The organism is Paenibacillus andongensis (assembly GCF_025369935.1).
In the GTDB taxonomy this organism is placed as follows: Bacteria; Bacillota; Bacilli; order Paenibacillales; family NBRC-103111; genus Paenibacillus_E; species Paenibacillus_E andongensis.
Genome location: NZ_CP104467.1, coordinates 3,936,256 through 3,948,537, shown reverse-complemented (window position 1 = coordinate 3,948,537; position 12,282 = coordinate 3,936,256). Strand labels below are relative to the sequence as shown.

14 protein-coding genes and 1 pseudogene are annotated in these 12,282 nt (G+C 42.9%); 12 read left to right on the top strand and 3 right to left on the bottom strand.

Annotation, left to right across the window (positions count from 1 at the left end):
• Window positions 1-41 precede the first annotated feature (41 nt).
• The 3 genes and pseudogenes from NYR53_RS17650 to NYR53_RS17640 all read left to right on the top strand — a co-directional run bounded on the left by NYR53_RS17650 (window position 42) and on the right by NYR53_RS17640 (window position 2,266).
• On the top strand, window positions 42-626 hold the full coding sequence (locus NYR53_RS17650) for a GNAT family N-acetyltransferase (protein WP_261300566.1): 585 nt from the start codon (window positions 42-44) through the stop codon (window positions 624-626).
• Between the two features lie 191 nt (window positions 627-817).
• Window positions 818-952, top strand: a pseudogene (locus NYR53_RS17645) (hypothetical protein); the annotation flags it as partial.
• 162 nt (window positions 953-1,114) lie between these two features.
• The gene (locus NYR53_RS17640; protein ID WP_261300565.1) at window positions 1,115-2,266 is read left to right on the top strand and encodes a serine hydrolase domain-containing protein; all 1,152 of its coding nucleotides are present in this window, start codon (window positions 1,115-1,117) and stop codon (window positions 2,264-2,266) included.
• Between the two features lie 481 nt (window positions 2,267-2,747).
• Here the strand turns inward: NYR53_RS17640 and NYR53_RS17635 are convergent, their stop codons facing one another.
• Together NYR53_RS17635 and NYR53_RS17630 are read right to left on the bottom strand one after the other, a co-directional pair.
• Entirely contained in the window at window positions 2,748-2,891 is a 144-nt protein-coding gene (locus NYR53_RS17635) for a hypothetical protein (RefSeq protein WP_261300504.1), read from the bottom strand.
• A 174-nt stretch (window positions 2,892-3,065) separates the two neighbouring features.
• Window positions 3,066-4,331 (bottom strand): IS110 family RNA-guided transposase, encoded by a 1,266-nt coding sequence (locus tag NYR53_RS17630; RefSeq protein WP_261300515.1) that lies wholly within the window; start codon window positions 4,329-4,331, stop codon window positions 3,066-3,068.
• A 151-nt stretch (window positions 4,332-4,482) separates the two neighbouring features.
• On the opposite strand from NYR53_RS17630, the gene NYR53_RS17625 reads away from it, so the two are divergent.
• The 3 genes from NYR53_RS17625 (at window position 4,483) to NYR53_RS17615 (ending at window position 6,235) form a co-directional block, all read left to right on the top strand.
• Window positions 4,483-4,755, top strand: coding sequence for an MBL fold metallo-hydrolase (locus tag NYR53_RS17625; RefSeq protein ID WP_261300564.1), 273 nt, complete (start codon window positions 4,483-4,485; stop codon window positions 4,753-4,755).
• Between the two features lie 312 nt (window positions 4,756-5,067).
• The gene (locus NYR53_RS17620; RefSeq protein ID WP_261300563.1) at window positions 5,068-5,598 is read left to right on the top strand and encodes a hypothetical protein; all 531 of its coding nucleotides are present in this window, start codon (window positions 5,068-5,070) and stop codon (window positions 5,596-5,598) included.
• 337 nt (window positions 5,599-5,935) lie between these two features.
• On the top strand, window positions 5,936-6,235 hold the full coding sequence (locus NYR53_RS17615; protein WP_261300562.1) for a serine hydrolase: 300 nt from the start codon (window positions 5,936-5,938) through the stop codon (window positions 6,233-6,235).
• A gap of 373 nt (window positions 6,236-6,608) precedes the next feature.
• Here the strand turns inward: NYR53_RS17615 and NYR53_RS17610 are convergent, their stop codons facing one another.
• Entirely contained in the window at window positions 6,609-7,571 is a 963-nt protein-coding gene (locus NYR53_RS17610) for an L-lactate dehydrogenase (protein ID WP_261300561.1), read from the bottom strand.
• Between the two features lie 514 nt (window positions 7,572-8,085).
• Here NYR53_RS17610 and NYR53_RS17605 point away from each other — a divergent pair.
• The 6 genes from NYR53_RS17605 to NYR53_RS17580 all read left to right on the top strand — a co-directional run bounded on the left by NYR53_RS17605 (window position 8,086) and on the right by NYR53_RS17580 (window position 12,241).
• Window positions 8,086-8,274: a hypothetical protein gene (locus NYR53_RS17605; protein WP_261300560.1), complete on the top strand. Its 189-nt coding sequence runs from the start codon at window positions 8,086-8,088 to the stop codon at window positions 8,272-8,274.
• A complete protein-coding gene (locus tag NYR53_RS17600) occupies window positions 8,247-8,486 on the top strand; it encodes a DinB/UmuC family translesion DNA polymerase (RefSeq protein WP_261300559.1) in 240 nt (79 codons plus the stop codon). The genes NYR53_RS17605 and NYR53_RS17600 overlap by 28 nt, the downstream gene beginning before the upstream one ends.
• Before the next feature lie 123 nt (window positions 8,487-8,609).
• Window positions 8,610-8,732, top strand: coding sequence for a hypothetical protein (locus tag NYR53_RS17595; protein ID WP_261300558.1), 123 nt, complete (start codon window positions 8,610-8,612; stop codon window positions 8,730-8,732).
• A gap of 38 nt (window positions 8,733-8,770) precedes the next feature.
• Window positions 8,771-10,003, top strand: a complete 1,233-nt coding sequence (locus NYR53_RS17590; protein ID WP_261300557.1) for a hypothetical protein — start codon at window positions 8,771-8,773, stop codon at window positions 10,001-10,003.
• Window positions 10,004-10,080: 77 nt separating this feature from the next.
• On the top strand, window positions 10,081-11,259 hold the full coding sequence (locus NYR53_RS17585) for a HesA/MoeB/ThiF family protein (RefSeq protein WP_261300556.1): 1,179 nt from the start codon (window positions 10,081-10,083) through the stop codon (window positions 11,257-11,259).
• Between the two features lie 274 nt (window positions 11,260-11,533).
• Window positions 11,534-12,241, top strand: a complete 708-nt coding sequence (locus tag NYR53_RS17580; RefSeq protein ID WP_261300555.1) for a hemerythrin domain-containing protein — start codon at window positions 11,534-11,536, stop codon at window positions 12,239-12,241.
• Window positions 12,242-12,282 lie beyond the last annotated feature (41 nt).

The following is a 12,282-nucleotide window of genomic DNA, read 5'->3' as shown; positions in this document are numbered from 1 at the left end:
CTGTTAATCTTATGGAAATATTTTCTAAAGGAGGTTATTGAATGAGCATCAAACCAACCGATCCGATACTATATACGATACCTGAAAGCTTTGAAAGTAAACGATTGTTTATAAGAGCTCCATTATGGGAAGATGGCGTGAGGGTAAATGATGCAGTTAAAGAAAGTATTGAGGAATTGCGTCCCTGGATGCCGTGGGCTGTGAACGTTCCAACAATTGAAGAGTCTGAAATAAATATCCGACGATCTAGGCTTCAATTCTTGGATCGCAGCGATCTAAGATTACTCCTCATTCAGAAAGAAACAGGTCAATTAATTGGTAGCAGCGGTCTACATCGAATTGATTGGCAAACGCGAAAATTTGAAATTGGTTATTGGGTGCGTACATCTTTTGGCAATCAAGGATATATTACTGAAGCAGTAGAAGCTATTACAAATTATGCAGTGCATGAGTTACAAGCTAATCGAATTGAAATCCGATGTGACGGACGCAATACTCGAAGTTCACGAATTGCCGAACGCCTGGGATTCACATTAGAAGGAATTCTTAGAAATGATAATTGTGATGTAGGTGGATCATTGAGAGATACTATGGTATTTTCTAAAGTTCGCGGTGTGGAGTTTTAATTATTTGTCCAACCCTTTTACGACTGAAAGAGAGGTGAGACTTTTTGAGGATCGGTGAAGTAACATCCAATGGTTTTACCTTCCTTAATTTATATAAGGAAACATTCGTCGATTTTAGAGAGTGTAATGAAAATTGGGTTATGTATAATAAGAGGAAAAATAATTGGACGGATGATGAAGTTCAAGCCTATTCAAGCATCGCAAAGCAGGCTCACAAGGAGGGGCTGACGTTGAAAGAGTCTGCGTTGCGCAGCAGTTATTTAGGAGCTGAACAGTTCGATAGTTACGTTCGTCCGGAAGAGATGGTGCACCCGAAGGGAACCTAGTTGTTACCGCAGAATCGGATATTCCTTCTATGAATTAATGAAATAACGGCCCTTGATAACGGCTCTATTCACATCTTTGTGAAAGAGCCGTTTAAATTTAGTTTATAAAACCATCGTATGCTTCAGGTAAGCAATCAAAAATGCATACAGGAGGATTGAACAGTGGAAAACCAACCATCCAGCGATTTGCAACAAACCATACAGGCGATGCTTGACGAATTAACGGAGAGTGGAATAGAAATCGGCCTGCAGGCAGCAGCCTATTACCAAGGCAAGCTAATACTAAACGCGCATTCTGGGGTGATGGATGCCCTAACAAGGAAGCCTGTGGAAAGCGATACGCTCTTTGTCAGCATGTCCAGCTGTAAAGGAATTACCGCGACTGTCATTCATATGCTGACGCAAGCCGGGAAGCTCGGGTATGACGATAAGGTAGCCGATTATTGGCCTGAGTTTGCCGCGAACGGAAAAGCGGATATTACGATTCGTCAGGTACTATGTCATGAGGCAGGCATACCGCAAATGCCGAACAATGTCAGTATGGATACCGTCTTAGATTGGGGAGCTATGGTTCATGAAATCGAACAGCTGTCGCCTGTTTGGGAGCCAGGTACCAAAACCGGCTATCATGGCTTCACTTTTGGTTGGATTCTGGGCGAATTAGCTGAACGTGTTGATAAACGCAAATTCGCGCAGATTGTACAGGAAGAGATTTGTGCACCTCTTGGCATAAGCCATGAGCTTTACTTCGGCGTTCCGGATGCAGCGGAATCGAGAGTTGCCAAAATTAGCGGGGAAGAGCTTCCTTGGATCGAAATGCCCGATCATTTATTGATTAAACGAATGCTACCGACGCATCTTATGCCTATTACAAATTCAGCCTGGAACGAATCTGTATTGCATCAGGCGGTTTTGCCGTCCGCCAATGCGTGTATCACGGCTAACGCGCTTGCCCGCATGTATGCTTCACTTATCGGCGATGGTGTCGATGGCATTCGTCTGTTGAATTCCGCCCAACTGGAACAGGCTACCTTACTCCAAACCAAGGAGCCCGATGAAGTGTTTATGGGGATGGTCGCCATTCCCAAAGCGCTCGGATACTGGCTGGGGAATAACGAATCAGCTTCAGCAATGGGGGACCGCATTCATACCTTTGGGCATACCGGTATGGGCGGCATGATTGGATTTGCCGATCCGAAGCGCCACTTTTCATTCGCCTTGCTCAAAAATCGCTTTTCCTTTAATCGCGGGGATCAGGATACGGACGTACTTATTGCGAATAAGGTGCGCGAATGGATTCAAGTATTCAATTAATCCTGCAAAAATAAAATCAATAAGACAATAAAAGAGGGTCTTATTATTAAATGTTTCATTTGCAATAAACAAGATGGAACAAACAAAGTTAATTCCCTTATAAATTAACTCAATCAGGCCGGGGCAAAAAGTCAGGAGGAAAACTTTGGGGAAACGATATATGTTTTTGTCAATTGTTGTCGCGGCTTTTTTTGTTTTAACGATATATGTTCTTGTCAAAAGTCAATACGTTAGTGTCCAATGACACAAAAGTGCCTACATAATTTATTCAGTAAAGGCTTGAATAATCAGGCTTTTTTATTTTTATGTAGGCACATTTTTGTCAACTAAAAATGCACAAATGTCCTACATTGTAGTCTTACGATGCAAATTCACCTACTTTATCGAAGCTCGAATTCGGGACAGCTCCTTATTTCATTAAGCTCCCTCGGTATGATTTGATTTCCTCACGCAAGCTCGTCTATTCGCAGGATTTCATCCTTTAGATATCAATGATGAATGAAAGATAGCGAGACATATTAGGATGTGTCGTTAAAAAGGCATGCGGGAACAGAGGTGGAGTTGAATCACCCAATTCATTCCAAATGCTGCACGTATTCTCCACGATGCCCTTAGCGATTTTCACTCCCATGTCTCAACGGGTCAAGCGCCCTATCATTCCTTCGTTACATCTATCTAAGGGGTGGAGGTCGGTCTTTCTAACGGAACAGGTCAGAGCCTTTTTGCGTAATGTATCCCGATACTCCGTGCTTTCTTTGTCTCCTGCGAATACGCCAACTTGCGTGAGATAAGGTTTATTTTAAGCTGCTAATACAAAGATTTTATCGCGGTTGTAAGCTTCATCACTACGAGCCATTCCTACTAAGAGTCGAGCTAGCTTTCCACATAGCTTCATGATAGACTTCATCTTTTTAAGCTTTTTCACCTGAACATTGTAGTGGTGTATGGCTTTAAATTCTTGGTTACTCATGACCATGCACATCGTAATTAAATAAAGAAAGTGACGCAGACGTGGACGACCTCGTTTGCTGAGCTTCAGTTGTCCCTTCCATTTCCCAGAGCTTGCTTCGGTTATATTAAGTCCTGCGTGACGGAGTAGAGCGTTCCCGTGCGCATAACCTCTAAGATCCCCAGACTCTCCTAAAACACCAGCTAGAGCAATTGGACTTATTCCAGTAATGGCAAGCATTTTTCCTGAATAGGGGATACGTTCAACAACGTCTTTGGCTTCTTTTTCTATCCTCTGCAGTTGTTTAGTGGCTAAGTCATGCTCCTCAAGGAGCTGCTCTAGATGGAGTTTGTAAGCATGTGTTGCCTGCTTAGATCCAATAGTTTTCTTGGCAAGATCGATGAGTAGATGAGCTCTACGCACACCAGAATGCCGCTTCATTGATTTCTGCCATCCTTTAATTACATCGTCAGGACTTAGTTTACATAGCTCAGCCGGGAGCGGAAAAAGCCGAAGGGTTAACAATGCACCCTTGCAAGTTAAGATTTTAAAGACTTGTCTCAGTTCAGGGAAGACAATGTCGACCCAGCGGTGGATCTGGTTAACGGCACTTACGAGTCGTTTAACGACCGTTTCTCGGTTAGCCATAAGCACTCGCAGCTCCGCGTATTCGGAAGAATGGAAGCGGACAGGGGAGTAGTAGCCGTTTTTCACCATGTCGGCAATAACTAAAGCATCTTTTTTGTCGCTTTTAGAGCGTGTATTGTCGCGGTTTTCTTTATTCTTTTTAACTAGGTGAGGATTAACAAGTACGGCTTCAATGGCTTTGTTTTTGAGCCACCCGGCAAGGCTTAGCCAGTAATGGCCAGTGGGTTCCATACCAACGATAACTTGAGATAATTTAAATGAAGCTAACAAGTCGCGAATCCAACGGTCGAGGGACTTGAATCCATCCTCGTCATTACTAAACACTAAAGGATTACCGAGAGCGACACCTCGAAAGTTAACCGCTCTGGCAACATGGGCCTCCTGAGCAATGTCTACACCAACAACAATATGATTAAAGGTAATGTTTTCAATGAGTTGATTTTGCTTATCTTGTGATTTAAACTTCATAGTAGAGCGTCCTCCTGGATGATGGAATTAAAGGGCTTTTGACCCGTAGCGTACTTCCATCGTACAGAGGCGCTCCTTTTTTTACAAAGCTGAAATTTATCCATCTACAGGAATCTAACGGGAGGTTAGCCAAGCAGATTTTGATCAAGTAATGATAACTCATTTTCATGAAGATCATTCAGGTTGTGCCGCTTATATTGAAGAAACTAAGAAACTACCAATTTATTTAAATGAAAAAACAATTGATTATTGCGCACGTCGTGCAGATTATCCTTTATATAGACAACTCTTTTGGGGGAGAAGAAAGCCGTTTCATGCTAAGGCTATGCCTGAAACGTTTACATCCAGAAATGCGACATGGAAAGTAATCGATACACCTGGGCATGCTTTTGATATTTATTATCAATTAAACATAATGTATTAACTTTACAAAAAGAAGGGAATTCAGCTGAAGTTATCCGTAATAAGCACCAAAAATACCCAATTATTAAATTTTCAGGCGGAGAATGGGATTCACTACACATTGTCACTCGATAATAAATGAAAGTAATGTACTTAAACCTGATTTATTGATCTATAGCGCAATAACCAGCCAGGGAGCAACTCACCACGTCGGTAGCTGTTCCCTGGTTTCGTTAAAGCCAACGATAAGCTACTCTGAGTATTTTTTGGACGAAACGAATAAATTAAGGGACTTGGAATAACACTACAAGAAAAAAATAAGGGGTTCAATGTCATGCAAGTAATTATTCTATGGTCTTTACTAATATTACCTTGGACGTCATTGTTGTTTTTGAAAATGGATACTGTACGCAGGTATATGCCTGTCGCTCTATTTATGACCGTCCTCGATACCTTGGCTTATCAAGCTGCTTACCATTACGGATGGTGGGAAGAGACAGGTTCCAGTCTGTTCGGTTGGGACAAAATCCTCCCGGTTCCTTGGGTGTATGGAGCATACTTGGTTATTGTTATATGGATATTCCGCTTCACATTCGGGAAATTTTGGATATATCTAATTGTCAATGTCCTTTTGGACGGGCTATTTATGTACATCGTTTACCCGATATGGCAACGACTGGGGCTTGTTTCGAGTGAATCGACTTTGCCTACAATAGCTACTATTGCTATGATGGTCGGTTTTGCACTGATCATTTATCTATATCAAATGTGGCAAGATGAAGTGTTCAAGGAGCCGAAGGCAAACCATAAGAATGACCAAGAATTGAATTGGCGTCCCTTACATTGGAGAAAGAAAGCAAGGTGACCGAAACACAAAGACTTAGATTTCATTTTTCTATGGAGTAGAAAATACACATCAGAAAATAAGAACAAGGCCACTTCCGACAATGGTAGTGGCCTCATTGATTTATATTTAGGTATATTTATGTACTATTCAATATGCACAGGAGAGCCATGACACTTTGACGATAGTGCGGCCAGTGTGTGTTTTGTATAAATAAAGTATTAAACTCAAGCGGACGGCGTTGAACTAACGGGCAGTAGAGCGTGGTTTCAACCAGTAGATTTGAAAAACAAAAAAGGAAGGTCCGACAGAACCTTCCTATATCATTTATACCATAATGGCGAAATAATTATGAGTCTTGAATTTACAATTATTCCCTGTAGAATTGTGTTATCAACTAAAAGGGGATGACTCTTTGCAACTATTAGCTGTTCAGGTAAATGAATTATTATCATCATTGCAAAGTAAAAATGAATTTAGTGAATGTGTGTTGCTCTCCAAAAAAGATAAAATCATTATTAATCAAGGATATAGATTTGCAAATCGAGAGCACCAAGTAAAGAATACTGCCGATACAAAATTCAGAATTGGATCGATAACGAAGCAGTTTACAGCAATGGCAATTATGATGCTTGAGGAACAAATCTATATTCAATAACTGGAGATTTATATAAGTGGGATCAAGCGTTATATTCGGAATGCCTAATAAAAAAAGAGAGTCTCGAAAGAATGTTCACTCCCCACGATTTTGGCTATGGTTACGGTTGGTTTATAAATAATAATGGAAATCTGAGACAAATTCATCATGGAGGAGGAATAGTTGGTTTTAAAAATAAAATAATTCGAATAGTTGATGAACGGTTTACCCTAAATATTTTAAATAACTTATCATCAGTAGATGTAGATTCGAAGTTTTGGACATGCGGTTGGATTGGGATGCAGAGAGCATGATGAAAGATTTCCTCCTAGCAGGGCATAAACTTCTTACTATTCGGTACTTGATTGGATTCCCTTATTGTCCGTTTTGGGCATCACAAACTGCCGATAATAGACGCTTGGAGAAGGTGCTTACGAATTACGCTACAGGAGTAACTAAGTTTCTCTTGTTCCATATTATCGAGATGTAGCTCAACTACTTCCTTAACTCCATCTCGAGATATGATGGCAGGAACGCCAATACATACGTTTCTCTCACCGTATTCTCCATCTAAGATCGCGGATACGGCGATAATCTTATGATCATCATTTAGCACAGATCGAGTGATGAAAGCCAATGCATTGCCGATACCAAAAGAAGTGGATCCTTTAAGGTTGAATATTTCCCATCCAGCCAGTTTGGTCCGTTGCTCCAATTGATCAAGATCGACGAGACCGAATCGATGCGGATGCTGGCTTATGATCTGATGCAGCGGTTTACCGCCAATGGTTACGTGTGACCAAGCCACGAACTGGGAGTCACCATGTTCACCGAGTACATACCCTTGAACGCTCTTCGGTTCGACTGGAAAGATTTCGGATAAGATCGTTTTCAGCCGTGAACTATCGATGGAGGTGCCTGTTCCGATCACACGATTTCGGGGAAGACCCGATAATTTCCATACGATATATGTAATGATGTCCACAGGATTTGTGGCAACAAGGAAGATTCCGTTAAACCCGCTTTGGATGATCGGTTGAATGATATTCTTCATGATATGAATGGAAGATTCCATCAGATCAAGACGGTTCTGATTTTTGTTCATGCTTGCCCCAGGTGTCAGAATCACTACATCTACATCCCCACATTGATCGAAATTGCCCGCAAATACCTTGGTCCGCGATTGAGTGAAGTCCATACAGTGAGACAGGTCTAATGCTTGAGCCAATGCGTAGTCTGGCGTGCGATTAATAAGCATCAATTCTTCGCAAACGGACTGATTGATTATGGCGTAAGCACAGTTTGAACCAACTAATCCCATCCCGACAATAGCGACTTTTCTCGGTTTCCAAGCCATAGTTACCTTCCTCCTTCAAACAAATAACGCTTGGTATATTATATATGGTTTTGGTTGTACTATGTGACTAAACATGACGCAAAACCACGATTTTCGGTTGATAAGTAATATTTTCTGACATGGAATATGATCAAAACATCTCCACAAAAATTGTGTTGCATAGGCGATACGTCTTTGGTATATAACATAGAACACAAACAAAAGTTCTTATTTTTGAGGTGATTAAATGAGTGTCATTACAAATATTGAGACTGACGAGGATGTTCAATTAATCAAGGAGTTTACACTGCTTCCTATTTTGCTCGATATGCTGGTAAGGATTCGGATGAACTCAAAGTTCACAAAGATAAAATCATAAATAGTCATGTTCTGTTTCACTTAAAAGAAGTGGAGAACGCTACCTACCCTGAATTGCAAAATATTAAGAACATTATGAAAAAGCGCGACATCAAGGGATGTAGAACGTGTCTTATGGCCTTTAAGTGTAGATAAGATGTATGGAGTTGGTTCGCGCATGACGAGACACTTTGTCACACTTGGCATGACTATGATCGGTCACGTAGCCAGGATGCCGCTACACATTCTCAAACAGAAGTTTCGTGCACGCTTTGGTAAACAATCGGACAATCAAGCGGATGTCATGTGGCGTACAGCTAACGGTGTCAGCAGCGCAAAATGCATTTTGCCACGAACAATACACTAAAAGTTCTCGGGTCCGCTCGCGAGATATTTCATCGTATCTGGAATGGTCATCCGGTGCGCAAAGTCGGCGTTACGCTAGGATCACTTGATGACGAGGAAGTCACACAGTTGGATCTCTTTGAAGACGTAACGAAGCTACGAAAACTAGATAGTGTCCTTGATGGTATTAAAGACCGTTTTGGGAGTAAAGCAATTATGGACTGCGGCAAATAGCCGTAGTCTTTTAGTTATTGTCAAAAGATATAACCGGTTTATATATCTTTCGTTAGATGGCCGAAGACAATCAAATTGATAAGATGATGTTGAAGGTCACCATTTGTTAAAGGAGGATGCTTTATGTTGAAAAAAGTTGTGTTATGCCTGTTGGTCGCAGCTGTCACCTTGATTGGTTCCGGTCTTTACGGTTCCGACGATCACGCCTTTGCCAGAAAAGTAAATGAGTACGAAGGGCAGCACTGAGTTTCATGCTCCAAGAGGGCTCAACGTCAAACGGAAGGGTGGGGAAACACTGTGCCGTCGAGCTGCACGAGCTCGTTTTTTATATCGAAAATGAAGACGAGGTAGTTATCGGCCGACGGGAAACCGGAACGTTCATCGCGCTGCCTGCGATCGGTCACGAAACGATTGAATTATTGCAGCGAGGATTCACAATCGGTGAAGTGGAACGCGTTTTGTATCAAAAATACGCTGAACCTATCGACGTTACCGCATTTGTCGAAGAGCTGGAAGCACATAAACTCGTATACCGCTTGGATGGCAGCATCGTCAACAGCCGGGAGCGAATCAAGGCGCATTTCACTTGGCTTCCTGCTAAAACCGGCCGTTTTTTCTTCAATCCGGTCTCATATTTCATGTATTTAGCCATATTTCTATCCGCTGCAAGCATCGTATTCTTTCATCCCGGATACTTCCCGAGCTATAAAGACTTCCTGCGAACTCCTACTACGCCTCTAATCACCATCATTTCACTTGCCGCTTCTTGGTTTTTCCTCTATCTACATGAATTTGCGCATTTGATAGCCGCTCGTTCTCTGGGAGTCAACTGCAGAATCGGTCTCGGACACAGGTTTCTGTTTCCGGTTGCCGAAACCGATATGTCCGGTATTGTCGTCGTTCCGCGAAATCAGAGATACAGCGCTTTTTTAGCAGGAATGTGCTGGGATGTTGTTTTTTTATCGACTGGGATATGGCTCGAATGGCTTTATGACCTGCAAGTGATAGGCATGAATGAGAATGTCCTGTTCACGATCCGTTTGATCAACTGCAATGGAATGGCACTGATCCTGTTCCAGTTTCTGTTTTTTATGAAAACCGATTTATATTATGTGTTCACGAATGTTTTTCGCTGCCCGGATCTGCTTGAGCATACTTTTTTATATTTCAAGCGCTGCTTGATATCAAATCCCTATTTGACCGAGCAATGGGACGAGGTCCCGCCCCGTGAAAAGAAAATCATTTATGGATTTGCCTGGTTCTATATGGTCGGAGTTACTGTAACTGTAGCAGGATGGCTCTTTTTTCAACTTCCAAGTCTATATAGGCTCTTGACCGCTTCGCTTGCACAACTGTCCACAATGCCGCTTCGATCGTGGAATTTCGCAGCAGGCATCCTATTGATCGGTATGTGTTTGCTTCCAACCGCAATGCTTATACATTCATGGCTTCAATCGATCAGGCGCAGATTCATGAAAAATGGGTTGAAAGGAGGTGAACAAGTTGAAAAAAATTAAGATCAAACCTGTCGCAACAGTGAAAACAACAGGGCTCACCACTAACTAATCCCTGTCATACAAAGGGTGGGATGAATGTGATTATAAATATGGCCATGAAGCCAATGGTGAAAAAAACGATATTTATGAGAGAACGGGAAAAAGGGCTATTTCGCATTAGCGAGCTTTTTCCCGATCGTGCTGTTGAAATCGAGGATGAGGACGGGTTCTTTCAGCTGCTGATTCAGCAAATGGACGGTACCCGAACCATCGATCAGATTTTAGCCGAGCTGCAGAGTAGAGATACACCGGTTACGGATGATGAGCTGCTTGAGCTGATCGGCGATCTTGATGCGATCGGTTTGTTGGATAACATGGCGTCGGCCGCATACAGCAGCTTTTCTTCCGAGGAACTGGAGCGATATAAAGCGAATTTGAACTATTTTCGCTCCTTTTCCAGTCTTGCCAGCAGTCCTTGGGAGATGCAGCAAGCGCTGAAGTCCGCGAAAATAACTGTTATCGGCGTCGGAACACTCGGATCGGGCGTGCTGTTTAACCTAGCAGGACTAGGCGTCGAAAACGTTCGAATTATCGATTTTGATCACGTTGAATGGAGCAACTTGAATCGGCAGCTGTTATTTAATGAAACGGATATCGGCAGACGAAAGATCGATGCAGCCAATGAGTTTATCCACCGCTTCCATTCCCGGATGGTGCTTGATTGTATTCCGGGCGAAATCAGATCAGCTGATGATGCGGAAAAAGCCGTTACAGACAGCGATTTCGTGGTACTCGCCGCAGATCAGCCCCATTTTATGCTGGAACGGTGGGTTAATCAGGCTTGTGTTAAGCAAGGCATTCCTTTTATCGGTGGCGGGGTGAACGCTGTTGAAGGGCAGCTGTATACCGTTGTCCCTGGACAAACGGGCTGCCTGGATTGCAACTATCTGCTACGCAGCCGGCAGGACGAGGATTATCTCCGTTATATTCAAAGTTGTATCACCTCCTGCTTTAAAATGCCCAGCACGGCCATAGCGCCGAATTACATGCTGCTAACCGGCATGGTGTGCGGGGAAGTCGTGCGCATGATTACAAAAACGAATGCTTTACAATCGGCAGGAAAAGTGGTTTCCATCCATTTCGAGACGTTTCGAACGGAGATCAAGATGGACTTTGCCAGCCCAACCCCTGAGTGCCCGACCTGCGGTCATGGCAAGGGGGAGGAAGCTATTTTTCGGTATTTTCGCGAATTGGAAAAGTCAATTACACCGTGCTAAAGAGGTGATTAACATGAAAAAAATTAAAATCAAACCGGTTCAAACGGTGAATACGACCGGATTGGCAACGAATTAACGGTTCAGCATCGAAGTTGAGACTGCGGCAAACGGCCGTAGTTTTTTTATTGATAAAACTTCCATGCCGCTTAGACGGCTCAAAAGATATAACCGGTATATATAACTTTCGTTAGACGGCGTATAAGGGGATTATTGGTAAGATGAGTTACATCGGTACACCGCGAGATTGTGAACAAATGCAGGAGGATGAAGCTAGATGTTTAACCGTTACGAAATTTACGGATCCGTTCACAAAGGACTTCGCTATGCGTTAAGCGGGCTTTGCTCACAAGCGGGATCGATAGACCTCGCAAATCAGCGGAAAGTGGAGGCGTTTATTGAAGAATGGAGGCGAGTTGTGATCATGTTGGAAGCGCATTGCCATGATGAGGATGTACATCTGAACGGCGTGTATGCGCAGTTTGCGCCCGAAACGGGGAAACAGCTGGAAGAGGAGCATGAGGATCTGGATTGGAAGCTGCAAGAGATTGACAACATCCTATGCCGGATTGAACATCCGGGGACTTCGTTGGAAGACCGTCCGCAGTTGTGGTACCAGTTAGGCAAAAAGTTAAATCGTTTTACGGCTGAATATTTCGTTCACCTACAGCGTGAAGAAGGGCCTGGAATGGAAGCGTTATGGAACCATCTGAATGATGAACAAATCCATGAGTTATCTTTTAAAATACGTTCCTCTATTTCTCCGGAAGCCATGTTGGTTCTTCTGTCATATATGCTCCCCGCCATCACCCGGACGGAACGGTTAGAGCTGCTGAGCGACATCAAACGATCTGCCGCTAGCGATTTTTACGAAGAGGTGCTTTGTTTGGCGGAGAGCTGTTTGGAGCAACAAGACTGGTTGGAGTTAGCGAAGGCGTTGGAGCGGAATGAAGGTTTTGATTCGAGCGAATTCATAGTTTCTTAGTCATTGAGTGAGCAAAAATGCGTTTTAATAGTGTTTTTGAT

Coding starts and splice junctions, on each gene's coding strand:
- NYR53_RS17650 (WP_261300566.1), top strand. CDS start 42: ATGAGCATCAAACCAACCGATCCGATACTATATACGATACCTGAAAGC.
- NYR53_RS17630 (WP_261300515.1), bottom strand. CDS start 4,331: ATGAAGTTTAAATCACAAGATAAGCAAAATCAACTCATTGAAAACATT.
- NYR53_RS17625 (WP_261300564.1), top strand. CDS start 4,483: ATGATAACTCATTTTCATGAAGATCATTCAGGTTGTGCCGCTTATATT.
- NYR53_RS17620 (WP_261300563.1), top strand. CDS start 5,068: ATGCAAGTAATTATTCTATGGTCTTTACTAATATTACCTTGGACGTCA.
- NYR53_RS17610 (WP_261300561.1), bottom strand. CDS start 7,571: ATGGCTTGGAAACCGAGAAAAGTCGCTATTGTCGGGATGGGATTAGTT.
- NYR53_RS17605 (WP_261300560.1), top strand. CDS start 8,086: ATGACGAGACACTTTGTCACACTTGGCATGACTATGATCGGTCACGTA.
- NYR53_RS17600 (WP_261300559.1), top strand. CDS start 8,247: ATGCATTTTGCCACGAACAATACACTAAAAGTTCTCGGGTCCGCTCGC.
- NYR53_RS17595 (WP_261300558.1), top strand. CDS start 8,610: ATGTTGAAAAAAGTTGTGTTATGCCTGTTGGTCGCAGCTGTCACCTTG.
- NYR53_RS17580 (WP_261300555.1), top strand. CDS start 11,534: ATGTTTAACCGTTACGAAATTTACGGATCCGTTCACAAAGGACTTCGC.